Below are 16,817 nucleotides of genomic sequence, written 5' to 3' on the forward strand. Positions count from 1 at the left end.
AATTAAACAAAACACGTTTTATTGAAAAATGTTGACATCCTATTAGCTGGTTTAGTTTAATGTGTCCCCAGCCTAATACTCTATTAATCAATCTAAAAATTTGTTATCTCTGACCATGTAGAAGAAGCCACTCTTAAACACAATGAAAAAAAGCCCCTTGCCAGTTCTTACACTGACAAGAGGCTTCCTCACACTATTTATCGCTTATATTAAGCAGCACTCGGATCGGCTTTTACTGCCTGAACATAATCGTCTGCTTTCTTTTTGTCGAACTGACCTTCCCAACGAGAGATCACGATTGCTGCCAACGCATTACCTACTACGTTAACAACTGTACGAGCCATATCCATCAAACGGTCTACACCGGCGATGAAAGCAAGACCTTCTACTGGGAGACCTACAGAGCCGAGCGTAGCCAACAATACTACGAACGATACTCCCGGTACACCAGCGATCCCTTTGGACGTAACCATCAGTACGAGCATCAGCGTGATCTGTGTGCTGATTGGCATGTGAATACCATACATTTGCGCAATGAACAGAGCAGCCAGTGCTTGGTACAGTGTGGAACCATCCAGGTTGAAGGAGTAGCCTGTCGGAATAACAAAAGACGTGATCGCCTTCGGACAGCCCATCTTCTCCATTTTTTCCATAATTTTAGGCAGTACAGTCTCGGAGCTGGAAGTGGAGTAAGCCAACAACAGCTCGTCCTTCAGTACACGCAGAATGGAAGTGATTTTGACTCCGCTGATACGTGCGATGATTCCCAATACCACCAAAATGAAGAACAGCATGGCAAGGTGAACCAAAATAACCAGTTTGCCCAATGGAATGAGCGATGACAAACCAAACTTGGAAACGGTAACACCAATCAGTGCAAAAACACCAAATGGAGCAAAACGCATGATTGTGTTTACAACCCAGAACATCGCGTCTGCAACCCCATTGAAGAAGTTGAGAACGGGCCTTCCTTTTTCTCCTGCTGCTGCTACACCAAGTCCAAACAGAACGGAGAAGAAAATAATGGCTAACATGTCGCCACGAGCCAGTGCATCAAACACATTGGTTGGCACAATATTGACGAATGTTTCCACCATGCCATGGCTTTGTGTTGTTTCTGCCGTGTCTACATACTTGTGGATATCGGTCTTGGTAAGGACTGTTCGATCCACGCCGACACCCGGTTGAAAGATATTCGCTGCCAAAAGACCAACGATAATCGCAATCGTGGTAACGATTTCAAAATACAGAATCGTCTTACCACCAATTTTGCCCAGCTTCTTCATGTCACCCACGCCTGCTACGCCCACAATAAGCGTGGCAACAACGATCGGAACGACAATCATTTTAATCAATCGGAGAAAAATATCACCGATAGGCTGTAAATAGGTCGCCACTGCTGGGTTGCCGTAAAAAATAGCACCCACCAGGATACCCAGAATGAGACCGATGACAATCTGCATCGCTAATCCAAACCGCTTCATTCTGACACCTCGCTATGAAAGATTAAGATGTGACTCTCAAGTCGATATGCTGATACGCATCAAACTTGAGTGGTATATAGGTGTGCATCATATCATGAGTTTTTGTGTTTTCCCCTTTTTTATATTCTTTTCATTTCTTTATTTTTTCTGATAATTCCCTATTAAATCGCGCTATTATTGGGCTCATTGTGTTCGCTTCTGGAAAAATGATAAAATAAGGGAATCAATTCTCAGCGATTTTTCATTAGAATGGAGCGCAGTCATGACGATTCGGAAAATGATCATCCTGCTACTGGTTCTGGCAGTCGGGTTGTTTCTTTTACCTTACTCCGTTCCCTTTTTGCTAGCACTGTTAACAGCAATTCTGGTTGAGCCGCTCGTCTTGTTTCTTATCAAAAGGCTACGAATGAATCGGATGAGTGCGGTAATCGCATCCTTTTTTCTGTTCCTCATTTCTTTTGGAATCGTGCTGTACTGGATCGGTACGCAGATTGTGATTCAGGGAATTGATTTGGCTCAGCGATTACCGGCTTTTTCACAGCATATTTTTGAGTTGGTCGAGTCCTATTTGATGAGCTGGGAAACTTACTATGAATCGCTACCTGCCGAAACCGTCTCGGAAATCCAGAGTGTCTTCGCTGGTCTTAAGAGCTGGGCGCTTACTTCAGCTTCCACGGTAGCCAAAGGCATTCTCGGTGTGGCAGCCATCGTTCCGGGCTTTTTGATCTCCACGATTATTTACTTGGTTGCCTTGTTTTTGATCAGTCTCGATTTGCCGAAATTGCGTGCGGGCTTCATGAGAATGTTCACGGTGTCTGCTCGTGAAAAGGTTGAGGTGGTTATCTCTCAATTGAACCGTGCCACCATTGGATTTTTACGTGCCCAAATCATCTTGAGCCTGATGACGTTCACGCTGTCCTTTTTGGGATTGCTCATTTTGCAGGTCAAGTATGCAGCCGTCATTTCGCTCATGATTGTTTTCGTCGATATTCTCCCCATCTTGGGAGCAGGCTCGTTCCTCGTCCCATGGGCTATTTATAACTTCTTGATGGGGAACTCTTCTTTGGCAATCGGCCTGATCGTCATCTTCCTCGTGATTACGGTCGTCCGACGCATCATTGAGCCAAAGGTACTCGCATCTAATCTGGGAATTAGTGCGCTTGCCGCTCTTGTCAGCTTGTTCCTCGGATTTCAGGTGATGGGATTTTTCGGGCTGATACTCGGTCCAGCGCTCGTCATCATTTACGAGGCACTGCGAAAAGCTGGTTTCTTGAATTTCAAAATAGATTTTTGATGGGCACAAAAGACAGGTAGTGCTACGGCCGTTTTTTCCGGTGATGGAATCGGAAAAGCGGCCCTTAATATAGAAAGAGCTGGGGGAGAGCTTATGTGTGCATACAAAGAACTGACCACCTCACAACGGACGATCATGACGCCTGGGCCCGTCGAGGCCGAGCCTAGTGTTCTTCGCGTGATGGGTTCACCCATTTTGGGGCAATTCGATCCAGAATTTACGAACATCATGAACGAAACAATGGAAATGCTTCGGAAATTATTTCAGACATCCAATCATTGGGCATTCCCTATTGATGGAACTTCCCGGGCGGGCATTGAGGCCGTTTTGTGTAGCATAATCGAACCAGGCGATCGGGTGCTTGTGCCCATTTATGGACGCTTCGGGCACTTGCTCACAGAGATTGCGGAAAGGTACGGCGCAGATGTGATTACGATGGAAACGCGCTGGGGAAGTGTCTTTGAACCGCAGGACGTCATTGCCGAAATCGAGCGAGTTCAGCCCAAAATCGTAGCAATGGTTCACGGCGAAACATCCACCGGATGCGTTCAGCCTTTAAAAGAAATCGGAGAAGCTTGCCGCCGGATGGATGTCCTATTTGTCGTCGATGCTGTCGCTTCGATCGGCGGGACAGAAGTAAAGGTAGACGATTGGCATATCGACGCATGTATTGGCGGCACGCAAAAATGCTTGTCTGTTCCCTCTGGGATGGCTCCTATCACGTTTAATTCTCGTGTCGAAGCACTTTTGCTCCAACGGAAAAAGATCGAGCGTGGACTCGCTGATCTCTCTGCTCCGACATCTACTCAAACCCGAACAATCCGCAGCAACTATTTTGACTTGAGCCAGCTCATGGATTACTGGGGACCTGCACGGCTGAACCACCATACAGAGGCGACAACGATGCTATACGCCTTGCGCGAGGGAGTGCGCATTGCCCTCACGGAAGGTCTGGAAGCGAGATTTGCCAGACATCGCTTGCACGAACAAGCCTTGGTCGCTGGTGTATTGGCGATGGGATTGCAGCTCTACGGCGATCCGGCTTGCAAGCTCCCCGTCTTAACCTGCATCAAAATTCCTGAGGGACTGGACGGAGAGTCAGTCCGCGCTATGCTGCTCGAGGATTTTCATATTGAAATTGCCAGTTCCTTTGGGCCCCTAAAAGGGACAATCTGGCGGATTGGCACAATGGGCTACAGCTGCCGGAAGAAAAACATTTTGCATGTGCTTGGGGCGTTGGAAGCGGTTCTCATCCGGCATGGTGCCCGTATACACGCAGGGCGCGCCGTGCAAGCCGCATTGGATATCTACGATCAGGAAAAAGCACAGCACCGCTAGCCCCTCTTAAAGGGAAAAAGCCCTTGTCCTCCCCACTCACTCTGGGGTAGACAAGGGCTTTTCTTCCAGCTGTACTCGCGCCAATAAATCGACGATGTGCACGGCCTCCATCTTTCCTTCCAGTCCAGCTTGATGAATGCCTGCTTTCATTTGCAACAGACAGCCCGGATTCGAGGTCACGAGAATGTCTGCTTGGGTAGCCGCTACATAACCCATTTTTTCATCCAAAAGGCTTCCGGCCATCTCAGGCTGCACCAGGTTGTAAATGCCCGCTGAGCCGCAGCAACGATCTCCCTCGCGAAGCTGTACGTATGTGGCTCCCGGAATGGCTTGCAGTAGACTCACTGGCTCTTTGGTCACCTTCATCCCGTTGCGCAGGTGACAGGAGGATTGATAGGTGATCCGTTGCGGCAATGACTGCCATGCTTTTGGTTCGACGAGGAGTGCAAGCACCTCGCTAATATCCTTCACACGTGAAGCGAACCATTGTGCCTTCTCCTGCCATTCGGCATCTTCCGCCAGCAAATGGTCGTATTCCTGTAGCATCGCCCCGCATCCGCCTGCATTGGATACAATGATATCCACGTCAGCTTTGTGAAAAGCAGCCACATTTTTTCGTGCCAGATTGCGAGCCTGTTCACGCTCACCGCTATGTGCATGGAGAGCACCGCAGCACACCTGGTCTGGGGCGATGATTACCTCACAGCCTGCCTCACTCAGAAGCCGCACGGTGTTGCGATTCGTCTCATTGAATAGGACATCCATAATGCAGCCGTGAAACATTCCCACGCGATACTTGCGCTCGCCTACAGCTGGAATAACCGTACCACCGAAAAAGTCCACGATACCTGTAACAGATGCTTCAGGCATGATCGCTTCCATTGCCCGCATTTGCTTAGGCAGGATGGATAACACTCCCAGCTTGCGAACGGCTTTTTGCACACCTGAGCGCTGATAAAAGCGCAAAAGTCCGCCGAGCTGGTACATGCGCTTCTGATGAGGGAACAGGTGGAAAAACGCGAGCCTGCGGACGACTTTGACCCACCATGGATGCTCCTGCACCTCTTCGATCGCTTCTCTCGTCTGCTCGATCAGCTGACCATACGGTACACCTGCTGGACATACTGGCTCACATGCCCGGCAGCCTAGACAGAGATTCATTTGATCGACGAAATCTTTGTCCGGCTCCATGACACCGTCTGCTACGGCTTTCATCAAGGCGATGCGACCTCGTGGAGAAGCTGCCTCATAGCCTGTTTCCCGAAAGGTCGGACAGGCTGGCTGACAGAAGCCGCAGCGCATACAATTGGACAGCTCGTCATAATCGAGTTTATTTACCAAGGCTTCTTTAAGCACGCTGGACCACCACTCTGTTCCGGGACTGTTTGGCAAACATTTTGTCAGGGTTCAGGAGATTGTGAGGATCGAAAGCGTGCTTGATGCCCTTCATGATCTCCATACCTGCGGCCCCTACTTTCCACTCCAAATACGGTGCCTTGACGATTCCTACGCCATGCTCTCCCGTAATCGTTCCCCCCAAATCGATTGCCGCAGCAAAAATTTCCTCGAAGGCATGCTCGACACGCTCGATTTCATCCGTGTTGCGAGCGTCTGTCATACAGGTCGGATGCAAATTGCCGTCTCCTGCATGGCCAAAGGTGCAAATTTGCAGTCCGTAACGCTCCGTAATCTCTTGGATCGCAGCGACCATCGGCGCAATAGAGGCACGAGGAACTGTTGCGTCCTCCAAAATGGTCGTCGGACGCATCCGTGACAATGCGGCGAGCGCACTGCGCCTGGCAGTCATTACCTCATCAGCTTCCTCGACTGTCGTCGCTACCTTGATTTGGACGGCATCATTCTTCTGGCAAATAGCAGCGATCTGCTCCATGTCCCGATCAACAGTCTGCGGCTCTCCGTCCTGACCGATCAGGAGGATCGCCGCCACATCTGTCGGAAGCCCGATCTGTTTGAAATCCTCGACAACACGGACCGTGCCCTGATCAAGAAATTCAAGCGTGCCAGGAATGATACGATTGGCAATGATATCGGAAACAGACCTCGCCGCCTGTGCCATATCTGCGAACATCGCCAGCATAACCCGCTGTGTCCGCGGCTTCGGAATCAGCTTGAGAATAGCCTCGGTAATGATCGCCAATGTGCCCTCGCTACCGACCAATAGCTTGGTCAAATCATAGCCCGCCACATCCTTCATCAGCTTGCCCCCGGTACGGATGACTTCTCCGTTCGGCAACACAGCTTCGAGACCCAGCACGTAATCCTTGGTTGTTCCGTACTTCAACCCGCGCAGTCCACCCGAATTAAGCGCAATATTCCCGCCAATCGTGGAGATGACCATGCTGCCTGGATCTGGTGGGTAAAACAAACCGAGCGCCTCTACCGCCTGATGGATGTCGACCGTTCGTACTCCCGGCTGCACCGTTATCGTCAAATTTTGTTCGTCAATCTCTACGATCTGATTCATCCGGCTCAACACCAAGACAATTCCGCCACCGACTGGTATCGTTCCGCCGCATAGATTAGAGCCGGCTCCACGCGTCACAATCGGGATGTGGTGTCGTACCGCAACTCGCATGACCTGCTGGACTTCGGCTGTGCTCCTCGGCATGACGACCACATCCGGCAATGCTTGCTGCATCGGCGTCGCGTCATACGAATAGGCGACTAATGCTTCCTGTTTGTCGAGACAGTTTTTCTCTCCGACGATGGCACGCAGCTCTTCGCGAATGGATTCTGGCAACATGGAATCTCTCCATCCCTTCCCAAAAACTTAGTCCAACTGCTGAATCGCTTCCCTGATTCTTCCATTGGTAACATTCAACAAACGAGTGGCCTCTTCCCTGCTCGATCCAGTCAGCTTCATGATAATGGCTGTCTTTGCATCACCGTCTGCCTGATCAGCCAGTTGCTCCGCTTCCTCGTAACTCGCTCCGGTCACTTCCATGATGATCCGCTTTACTCGTTCCTTCAGCTTGAGGTTGGTCGCTTGCACGCTGACCATCAGATTTCCGTACACTTTACCCAGACGAATCATCGTCGCTGTCGTCAGCATATTCAGTACCAGCTTTTGGGCTGTTCCTGCCTTGAGCCTCGTCGATCCGGTCAATACTTCCGGTCCTACGACGACATTAATCGCTACATCTACGCCTTCATTAATGTACGAAGGCTTGTTGCAAGAGACAGCAATCGTCTTGGCTTCGATCTTCTGTGCTTCCGCCAAAACACCGAGAACATACGGAGTCCGCCCACTGGCTGCGATCCCTACGACCACATCATTTTTGGTCACGCCGTATTTATGCACATCTTCTTGACCTAATTCAAAAGAATCCTCGGCGCCTTCTACCGCGCGTACCATTGCGGATGGTCCTCCTGCAATCACACCCTGAACGAGCTCAGGCTGGGTACCAAAGGTCGGCGGGCACTCGGACGCATCCAAGATCCCTAAACGTCCACTCGTTCCAGCACCAAAGTAAAACAGTCTTCCGCCCTTTTCCAATGCTTGTGTGATGACATCTACCGCATCGGATACTTGATCGAGGACGCGCTCTACCGCATAAGGAACCTTCTTGTCCTCATCATTCATCATTTGTACGATGCCTCGGGCACTCAATTGATCCAAATCACTGCTGCCCTCGTTTTTTTCTTCAGTCGTCAATGCTTGCAAGTTCTCCAGATTCATGCTCTATCGAACCTCCTTTTCAATCTTACTGCCCCATGCTCACTTCATGACTGATCCAGATGGCAAGTGACAAAATGCCCTCTCGATACCTCGCTAGCCACAGGAGCAACCGTTTTGCAAATATCCATACAGTGGCGACAACGCGGATGGAATGTGCAGCCAGACGGCGGATTCGCTGGACTAGGCAGATCTCCCTCCAAAATGATCCGCTGGGTCGTCAAATGGGGATTCGGTACAGGCACCGCTGATAGCAGTGCTTGTGTATAGGGATGTGTTGGTTTCTCGTACAACGATTGTTTATCCGCTACCTCCACCACTTTTCCGAGATACATAACCGCTACCCGGTCCGAAATATGGCGGACGACGCTCAAATCATGCGAGATAAACAAATACGTCAGATTGAATTCCTTTTGCAAATCTTGCATTAGATTCAAAATTTGCGCCTGAATCGACACGTCCAGTGCAGACACAGGCTCATCAGCCACAATCAGCTTCGGGCGCAAAATCAATGCTCTCGCGATGCCGATCCGCTGGCGCTGACCACCGGAAAACTCATGCGGAAAACGATCCAGCTGCTGCTTGGAGAGGCCGACGATCTGGATCATCTCCTCGACTTGTTTGCGGCGTTCTGCTGAATTGCCGATGCCATGGATGATGAGTGGGTCTTCCAATAGCTGTCCGATTGTTTTTCGCGGGTTCAGCGAGGCAAACGGGTCCTGAAACACGAGTTGCATGTTGCGTCTAGCCAGTCGCAGCTCTGATTCATTAAGCTTGCGGATATCCTGTCCTTCAAAAAAGATTTCTCCATCTGTCGGTTCAATCAGGCGTAGAATGCAGCGTCCTGTCGTGGACTTCCCACAACCTGATTCGCCTACGATGCTGACAGTTTCGCCCGGATAAACAGTCAGGTTGACTCCATCGACGGCACGGACGACTTTCTCCTTGCTAAAGAATCCTTGCTTGCTCGTGAAATGCTTCGTCAATGATTTGACTTCCAGCAGTGGTTGCCTCATTGCACGTCCTCCTCGCGATACAGCCAGCAGCGGCACTTTTGGTTGTCTGCGACAGGTGTCAGCTCTGGATTTTTCTCGCGGCAAATATCCATGACTTGTGAGCAGCGCGGTGCAAAACGACAACCCACAGGCATTTCGCTCAAAAGGGGCACCGAGCCCGGAATCGCATCCAAACGCTCTTGGTTGACATTGACAGAAGGCATCGATTTCAAAAGTCCTCTCGTATACGGATGCTTCGGCTCGTCAAACAGCTGCTTGACGTCGGCTTCCTCTACGATTTGACCTGCATACATGACGATGACACGATGACACATCTCCGCCACGACTCCCAGGTCATGTGTGATAAGCAGGATGGAAGTGCCTTGCTCTTGACGGACTTTTTTCATCAGTTCCAATATTTGCGCCTGAATCGTCACGTCCAAAGCCGTCGTCGGTTCGTCAGCAATCAAGAGCTGGGGCGCACAAGACATCGCCATCGCGATCATCACACGTTGACGCATCCCGCCTGACAATTGGTGCGGATAGTCGGAAATGATTTCATCGGCACGTGGAATCCCGACTTCTTTCAAAAGGTCGATCGTCCGTCGCTTGGCTTCCTGTTTGGACAGTCCGAGATGCCGACGCAAGGGCTCGCTGATCTGTTTGCCGATCGAATGCAATGGGTTGAGCGAAGTCATCGGCTCCTGAAAAATCATCGCGATCTGATTGCCGCGAATCGTCTGCATTTGTTTGTCCGTAAGTGAGAGCAGCTCCTTGTCTTGAAAACGGATGCTCCCGGTCATCTCCACATTCCGTCCCAAGAGCTGCATGATGGACATGCTGGTCACGCTTTTTCCACATCCGGATTCACCGACCACACCGACGGTTTCACCTGGCTCTACAGAGAGACTGACACCCTCGATCACGGTCAGCTTTTTGCCGGCTTGGATAAAAGAAGTTCGCAAATCATCAATCGTAAGCATTGCTGCCATGAGTACTCCCCCTTTTCATCAGGATGTGTGGTCAGGTTTGATTACAGAAAATAATCGGTTATGGTGAGCGGTCCGCCACGCCCCGATCAACGGGTTCGCGACAGGATGCACGCGGTTTGTCAATGTAATCAGCGTCACGTCTCTCGCCGGGTCCGACCAGATCGACGTTCCTGTAAAGCCGGTGTGCCCAAAGGCGCATTCCGAAACAAGATCTCCCCCACTACAGCCTGCGGCAAGCTGTTCTAAGGAGCCGCCTGTCGGGGAATTGATCCACCCCAATCCTCTGCGATGAATCGAATCGTCTGTGAGTGAGCGAGTAGCCAAGGCACACAGCGTCGGATCAAGCTGCACAGAAGCCTTCCCACTTGTCCAAATGTGCATGTAGCGCTCTGTATCAGCCAAGGTGGAAAAAAGTCCGGCATGCCCACTGACACCTTCCAAGCCATAGTGCGCGTTGCAATCGTGAACCGTGCCATTAATAACTCCTTCTCGCCAACCGTATCCGGTCAAAGCTTGCTGCCATTCCAGCGCCAAAGGATGTCTGGCTTCTGCCAGCTCCAACAAAAAAGTCACTGCCATCTCTTGTTCAAAGGCATTGCCCTTCTCCGTATCAGCGATGTCCATTCCTTGCAAACGTGTTTGTTCCAACGGCAAGTAGCTCGTATGAAACATTCGGCTCGGTTCAAAAATCAGTCGCTTCGCCAGCGCGTCCAGTTCCTCGTCCCAGATGCGCTCCAGTAAAAAGCCCAACAGCATGAATCCCGGATCGCTGTACACAACGCTTCGTCCCGGGGCGTCCAGCATCGACTCGTTTGCGATGAGCCTCAAATAGTCCTCCCGATTTTTCCCCAGCAAAAAGTACGGACGCCATGCAGGAAGTCCCGATGTATGTGTGAGCAGGTGAATGATTTTGATCTGTCCTTTGCGTTCCTGATCGTTGGCGCTCACCAATTCTGGCAGGTAGGTCGTCACGGAGTCAGTCAACGAGAGCTTGCCTTCCTGCACACTGATGAGAATGAGCGGTAAGGTCACCATTACCTTGGTCAAGGAGGCCATATCGTACAACGTTTGACTATGAACCGGCCTACCATCGTGTCCATAGCTTGTTTTTCCCGTGCAGACTGTCAAAGCTGTCGCGCCTTTTCGCAGCACGCTGACAGCGCCTCCCGGAAAAATCCCCTGCTGAATCCCTTGTGTCAGACTGGACTCCATTCGTTCTCTAATCTGTTGCACGTTCATTCGTTCTCACCTCTGCCTATCGTTCCTATTTCCCACGATGATGCGGGTCGAGAATATCGCGCACGGCATCCCCAAACATGTTGCAAGCAAGAATCGTCACCGTCATGGCCATACATGGCCAGATGATCATGCCCGGAGCCAACTCCATGTAGCGGCGCGCCTCTGAAATCATCCCTCCCCATGACGGGTCTGGCGGCTGAATCCCCAAGCCCAAAAAGCTGAGGGCCGATTCGGTCAGGATCGCACCTGAAATCGCCAGAGAGGATTGAACCAGTAGTGGTGCCGTTACATTCGGAAAAATTTCCTGAAACAAGATACGCGGTGTACTCGCACCGATGGCACGAGCGCTTTCTACGTACTCCAGATTTTTAATAGAGAGTACCGCTCCCCTCACTGTCCGGGTGAAGATCGGAATGTTCACGATTCCAATGGCCATGATCGTGTTGAAGGTTCCCGGCCCTAATGCGGCGACAATCGCCAGCGCCAACAAAATTTCCGGAAAAGCAAACAGAACGTCCATACAACGCATGATAAAACCGTCAATCCAGCGCCCGAAATAGCCAGCGATCAAGCCAAACAGCGTACCAAAAACGACGCTGACAAGAACGGCAGAAAGTCCGACCACCAGCGATACGCGCGCACCGTAGATGATGCGGCTCAAAAGATCACGACCAAACTGGTCCGTACCTAGCAAAAACTCACCCGAGCTGCCTTCCATCCGATGATCCTGAAACATTTGTGTCGGGTCATGCGGAGCCAACACCGGAGCCAGCACTGCCGTCAAACAGAGCAACGCCAGCAAAATGGAGCAGAAGACGGCTGTCTTATTCGCCAAAAAACGCTTTCGAAATGTGCTCATGTCGCATTCCCCTTGTCAATACTTGATACGCGGATCAATCCAGGTATAGATCAGGTCGATGAGCAGATTGACCAGGACAAACACCAGAGCGACGAACAAAACGCCTCCCTGTACAACCGGATAATCCCGCTGATAAATTCCCTCCAGAATGTACTGGCCCAAACCAGGAATCGAGAATAGCTGCTCGACGATCACAGACCCGCCCAGCAGGTAACCGATCTGCATACCTGCGATCGTGACAATCGGAATCGAAGAGTTGCGGAACGCATGACCCATGACGATTGTCCACTTACTGTTACCCTTGGCCCGTGCTGTCCGAATAAAATCTTTGTCCATGGTTTCCAAAAATGCAGAACGAGTCATCCGCATCACACCAGCAGCCACTACAATCCCCATGGTTATCGCAGGCAAAATGAATACTTTGAACGCCTCAATCGGATCTTCCCAGAAGTTCACCACATCAATGGGCGGGAACCAGTTGAAATAAAGAGAAAAGCCGAGCAAGAGCAGTGTCCCGATGGCAAAGTTCGGGACAGAAATACCTAGCAGCGTAAATACACGAACCACGATGTCTGTTTTGGAATGAGCGCGAATCGCCGAGAGAATCCCGAACGGAATCGCGAGGACCCACCCAATCAGAACGCCAAATACGGTCAGTTGCATGGTGATGGCAAAACGCTTGAGAATTTGGGGCAAAATCTCTTCTCCGGTGTGGACCGATACACCAAAATTCCCTTGCAGGATTCCTGTGATCCAATGCAGGTACTGGTTAATCAACGGCTGATCCAGCCCCATGCTTTTATTCAACGCCGCAATTGCTTCCGGTGTGGCATTCGTTCCTAGCATGATGGAAGCTGGATCGCCCGGCACCAGATGCAGGATCGTGAAGATCAATACGGATATGCCAAACAGGATGGGAATCAGGCTGGCGACACGTTTGATTAGATAAGATCCCACGAGTTTCCCTCCATATTTAGAAACTTGGCTCCGCCTAACCTCTGGCGGAGCCTTCATCACACGTATGCTACATTACTTGATCGAAGTTTTGATCAGCGAGTATACTTCGCCCGCTGCGGACGGCGTGAAATCGATGTTGTCACGTACCGCGTAGTAGTTTTTCGGAGATGCCAGGAACAGGTTTGGTGCATCTGCTACCAGCATGGTTTGTGCTTCGTCATACAGCTTTTTGCGCTCTCCTTGATCTACTGTCGTCAGTGCTTTTTGCACCAGTTCATCGTAGGCAGGATTGGAGTAGTTCCACACGTTAGCAGAACCAGTTGTCGAGAAGAAGAAGCGCATGGAACGGTCAGCATCTACACCAGAAGTGTTGCGGCCTACCATCAAGTTCATGTCCTTGGATTTCCACGTTTCGATGTAGTTCCCCCACTCAAGCTGGTTGATCTTCGCATTGATGCCAATTGCTTTGAGCTGTTGTTGAATCACTTGTGCCGTTTCCACCATGTCTGGGTAAGTTGCTGCTGTTTCGATTTGGGTCTCGAAACCGTTTGGATAGCCCGCTTCCGCCAGCAATTGCTTCGCTTTTTCTACATCTGTTTTGTAGGTCGGATAAGTAGCAGGGTCCAAAGCCGAGTTAGTCAAAGCAGGAGCGATCGGACCAGTTAGAGCCGCTTCCCCTTTCCAAACAGTCTGGATAATTTGGTTACGGTCAACAACATAGCTGATCGCTTCGCGCACTTTTGGATTGTCAAAAGGCTTTTTGTTTACGTTAATGCCCAGGTAGCTGTACTCCAGGGATTGGTAGTTCTTGATCTGTACGCCTGGCTTGCCTACCAAGAGCTTCGCGGAATCAGCAGACACCATGCTAATGTCGACTTTACCGGAGCGAATCGCAGCAAGACGCTCAGCCTCGTCCTTCATGATTTGGAACTTGATAGACTCTACCTTTGGCAGTTCTTTATTGAAGTAATCCGCATTTTTCTTCAGCAGGACATATTGTCCCGACTCACTTTTTTCCATTTTGAATGGACCAGTACCGATTGCTTCCTTAGTCAGGTCAGTGGAGCCTGTTGGCACGATGGAAGCATAGGCACTTGCCGTATTTGCAACGAAGGAGGCATCCGCATTTTTCAGCTTGAAGACAACTGTCGTTGGATCTTTCACTTCAATTGCTTCTACGCTGGAAAAATACGATTTCGCGATCGAACCCGTGTCTGGATTCATGATTCGCTCAAAGCTGAATTTTACGTCCTCTGCCGTCATGTCTTTGCCATTATGGAATTTGACGCCTTTTTGAAGGAACATGGTGATAGTTTTTCCGTCTGGTGCAATCTCCCATTTCTCTGCCAAGTTCGGTACGATGTTCATGTTCTCGTCCAGCTTGGTCAGGCTATCGTAAATGAGCGCATACACACGCACACTGGATGCCGCTGGAACCTTGTGCGGGTCATACCCCACTGGCTCTTGCTCGGCTGCCACGATCAGTTCTGTTTTTGCTTGTCCTTCCGCTGACTTGCCTTGCTCTGCGGGTGCTGTTCCTCCACCTGAACAAGCGGAAAGCATGAGAGACAATGATAGGAAAAACCCTGCCAATACTCGTTTTTTCACGATGATACCCCCTCTGTTGATCTCATGTTAGAAGCATATATTTCCTAACGGTACGGCCCTCTTCGCCCCAGTTACGGATGGCACATTGGATGGTCGTCCCATTAGTGTCTCATGACCCAAAATGGCAAAAGCGACAGCTTCCTTCGCATCGTCAGGCATCCCAAACTGCTGCGCCGTCATCACGGTCATTCCTGTCGGCAATTGACGCTGCAGCATGGCGAGAAGCGTCTGGTTATGAGCGCCTCCCCCTGAGACGATCACTTCCTCCACATTGGTTGTTGGTAATACGAATTGCACATAGGCGTTCGCAATGGTCGTGGCAGTCAATGCGGTCACCGTTGCTAACAGATCCGTTTGACTAATGCCGAGTTGATCCGCATCATGGAACAGCTCTTGGGCAAAAGCTTTGCCGTATACTTCGCGGCCTGTGCTCTTCGGTGGCTTAATCTGGTAATACGGGTCCTGCAGCCATTTTTCCAGTAGCACCGATGAGACGGTGCCACCTGCGGCCAGCTTGCCACCCTCGTCATACCTCATCTGTCCGTTGGTCATGAGCTGAACGATTTGATCCATGATCATATTGCCAGGGCCTGTGTCAAAAGCGACGACTTGCTCGAGCGCTGCGCTTGCAGGAAGTACTGTGACATTGGCGATTCCACCGATGTTTTGCAGCAGTCTGCCTTTTTGCGGATGGCGGAACAAAATATAGTCTGCATACGGTACAAGCGGTGCTCCTTCTCCATCAGCAGCCAAGTCTCGAGCGCGGAAGTTCCCCACTACCGGAATACCCGTACGTTCTGCCAGTGTGGACAGCTCGCCGATTTGCAAGGATGCCCTGACCTCTGTCATTCCTAATGGTCCAGGAAATGGCGTGCGCCCAGCAATATGCCAAATGGTTTGTCCGTGCATACAGACTGCGTCTACTTCGGCTGTCGTGACACCAGCTTTCTGCATCAATTGCTGTACCGCATAGGCATACCATTCAGATAAGCCGTAATGAACCGCAGTCAACTGATCCACTCTCGCTGTCTCTACACTGCACAGATTCATGACCCACTCACGCAAGTCATCGGAGTAAGGCAGATAAAAAAAATCGCGGAGAGTCACCTTTTCGATCTCGCCCTGTTCATCTGTGCGGATCGCTACCAGTGCGGCATCAATGCCATCCAGCGAAGTGCCTGACATGAGGCCGATGAGTACATGCTCATTTTTCGCACGATAATCGAGCAATTTTGCAGGTTGATCCATGTCAAAAGCCCCCATTTGAGAATCGAGAATCGTTGAAAAATTCGATCCTGTTATCGCTTTCATTATATGTAGCAAAATTACACAAGTCAATCGATTATTAGTAAATTTTATTTCTTGAAATAACTACCATGCACAAGTCTCCCCCCGTTCAACCTGTCACAGTACTAACCCGTTCTATGGAGAAAAACCAGCGATGTGATGGGTATGTTTTCCTATTAAAAAGTTTTATAAATCAGCCAATGATTCCGTCCCATAAGAAAACAAGCCGAACCTTTTTCACATAGGCTCGGCTTGTCTTCTTATGTAAAGATCGTATTACGCAAACAAACTGATCAGGTTCCCATCCGGGTCTTTCACAATCGCATACCGCTGGCCCCAGAACGCATCCCACGGTTCACGGTGACTCTCGTAGCCATGTGAAACGATTTTTGTATACAACGCATCAAGTGCCGCAGCATCCTCACACAAAAAAGCCAGCTCAATCCGATGCCCGACAGGTGCTTCCCATCCTCCATACACACCCTTGGCAACTTCCATTGTATCAAAGGCCAGACGAACACCGTCCTGCGCTACCTCCACATGCGGCTCTTCATTTGCTCCCGCAGGAATATCAAAACCTAGTACCCGATAGAAATCCAACGCTTTTTTCATATCCTGTACAACAATCCCTACCATATCAAGCTTGATTCCCATATCACTCACTCCTGTTCGCTCTTGATTTCTTGTTGGACGCGCTTGGGCAGTTTTTGGAGCACCGTTTCGTACGCATGCTCGATCATCCTTTCCCATAAGCCTTCGGGAATGTCAGCGTCCAAGTAGACAGAATTCCAATGGGATTTATTCATGTGATAGCCGGCTACGATTCCTTCGTAGGTCTCGCGCAATTCCTCCGCACGCATCGGATCGCATTTCAAGGTGAGGATGCGAACACCTTTGGAGTCGCCTCCGATCATGGCAAATATTTTGCCTCCAACATGGTAGCGATCGCATTCCCAATCCATCTGATAGTCATGGGTGGCACCGGGCTGCTTGCGGCAGTATGTATCTAATGTTTGTTCATTCACATGAATTCACCATCCTTTCTTTAGGGTAACGCGTCTCGCAAA

The 16,817-nt window shown here is 50.3% G+C and carries 15 protein-coding genes; 2 read left to right on the forward strand and 13 right to left on the reverse strand.

Features of this window, described 5'->3' with window-relative positions; genetic code table 11:
• Window positions 1-209: 209 nt before the first annotated feature.
• Window positions 210-1,484, reverse strand: coding sequence for a cation:dicarboxylate symporter family transporter (locus ACQ5DJ_RS22755; RefSeq protein WP_429844441.1), 1,275 nt, complete (start codon window positions 1,482-1,484; stop codon window positions 210-212).
• Window positions 1,485-1,746: 262 nt separating this feature from the next.
• Here ACQ5DJ_RS22755 and ytvI point away from each other — a divergent pair, with 262 nt between their 5' ends.
• Window positions 1,747-2,778 carry a sporulation integral membrane protein YtvI gene (gene ytvI / locus ACQ5DJ_RS22760; protein ID WP_429844442.1) on the forward strand — a complete coding sequence of 344 codons (1,032 nt, stop codon included), beginning with the start codon at window positions 1,747-1,749 and terminating at the stop codon, window positions 2,776-2,778.
• Between the two features lie 93 nt (window positions 2,779-2,871).
• Window positions 2,872-4,116, forward strand: coding sequence for a pyridoxal-phosphate-dependent aminotransferase family protein (locus ACQ5DJ_RS22765; protein ID WP_429844443.1), 1,245 nt, complete (start codon window positions 2,872-2,874; stop codon window positions 4,114-4,116).
• Between the two features lie 36 nt (window positions 4,117-4,152).
• Here the strand turns inward: ACQ5DJ_RS22765 and ACQ5DJ_RS22770 are convergent, their stop codons facing one another.
• From ACQ5DJ_RS22770 to ACQ5DJ_RS22825, 12 genes are all read right to left on the reverse strand, one after another.
• On the reverse strand, window positions 4,153-5,472 hold the full coding sequence (locus ACQ5DJ_RS22770) for a (Fe-S)-binding protein (RefSeq protein ID WP_429844444.1): 1,320 nt from the start codon (window positions 5,470-5,472) through the stop codon (window positions 4,153-4,155).
• Window positions 5,465-6,880, reverse strand: coding sequence for an FAD-binding oxidoreductase (locus tag ACQ5DJ_RS22775; RefSeq protein ID WP_429844445.1), 1,416 nt, complete (start codon window positions 6,878-6,880; stop codon window positions 5,465-5,467). Before ACQ5DJ_RS22775 ends, ACQ5DJ_RS22770 begins: the two co-directional genes overlap by 8 nt.
• 27 nt (window positions 6,881-6,907) lie before the next feature.
• Window positions 6,908-7,816, reverse strand: a complete 909-nt coding sequence (gene murQ / locus ACQ5DJ_RS22780; protein ID WP_429844446.1) for an N-acetylmuramic acid 6-phosphate etherase — start codon at window positions 7,814-7,816, stop codon at window positions 6,908-6,910.
• A 44-nt stretch (window positions 7,817-7,860) separates the two neighbouring features.
• Window positions 7,861-8,829 carry an ABC transporter ATP-binding protein gene (locus ACQ5DJ_RS22785; RefSeq protein WP_429844447.1) on the reverse strand — a complete coding sequence of 323 codons (969 nt, stop codon included), beginning with the start codon at window positions 8,827-8,829 and terminating at the stop codon, window positions 7,861-7,863.
• Entirely contained in the window at window positions 8,826-9,800 is a 975-nt protein-coding gene (locus tag ACQ5DJ_RS22790) for an ABC transporter ATP-binding protein (protein ID WP_429844448.1), read from the reverse strand. Before ACQ5DJ_RS22790 ends, ACQ5DJ_RS22785 begins: the two co-directional genes overlap by 4 nt.
• 18 nt (window positions 9,801-9,818) lie before the next feature.
• Window positions 9,819-11,039 (reverse strand): serine hydrolase domain-containing protein, encoded by a 1,221-nt coding sequence (locus tag ACQ5DJ_RS22795; protein WP_429844449.1) that lies wholly within the window; start codon window positions 11,037-11,039, stop codon window positions 9,819-9,821.
• A gap of 25 nt (window positions 11,040-11,064) precedes the next feature.
• The gene (locus ACQ5DJ_RS22800) at window positions 11,065-11,898 is read right to left on the reverse strand and encodes an ABC transporter permease (protein ID WP_429844450.1); all 834 of its coding nucleotides are present in this window, start codon (window positions 11,896-11,898) and stop codon (window positions 11,065-11,067) included.
• 15 nt (window positions 11,899-11,913) lie between these two features.
• A complete protein-coding gene (locus ACQ5DJ_RS22805) occupies window positions 11,914-12,855 on the reverse strand; it encodes an ABC transporter permease (protein WP_429844451.1) in 942 nt (313 codons plus the stop codon).
• Between the two features lie 72 nt (window positions 12,856-12,927).
• Window positions 12,928-14,463, reverse strand: coding sequence for an ABC transporter substrate-binding protein (locus ACQ5DJ_RS22810; protein ID WP_429844452.1), 1,536 nt, complete (start codon window positions 14,461-14,463; stop codon window positions 12,928-12,930).
• Window positions 14,464-14,490: 27 nt separating this feature from the next.
• Complete coding sequence (locus ACQ5DJ_RS22815) at window positions 14,491-15,711, reverse strand: anhydro-N-acetylmuramic acid kinase (RefSeq protein ID WP_429844453.1); 1,221 nt, start codon at window positions 15,709-15,711, stop codon at window positions 14,491-14,493.
• A 315-nt stretch (window positions 15,712-16,026) separates the two neighbouring features.
• On the reverse strand, window positions 16,027-16,404 hold the full coding sequence (locus ACQ5DJ_RS22820) for a VOC family protein (protein ID WP_429844454.1): 378 nt from the start codon (window positions 16,402-16,404) through the stop codon (window positions 16,027-16,029).
• 5 nt (window positions 16,405-16,409) lie between these two features.
• Window positions 16,410-16,775 carry an MmcQ/YjbR family DNA-binding protein gene (locus ACQ5DJ_RS22825; RefSeq protein WP_429844455.1) on the reverse strand — a complete coding sequence of 122 codons (366 nt, stop codon included), beginning with the start codon at window positions 16,773-16,775 and terminating at the stop codon, window positions 16,410-16,412.
• Between the last annotated feature and the right edge of the window lie 42 nt (window positions 16,776-16,817).

The organism is Brevibacillus sp. FIR094 (genome assembly GCF_050477165.1).
GTDB lineage: Bacteria > Bacillota > Bacilli > Brevibacillales > Brevibacillaceae > Brevibacillus.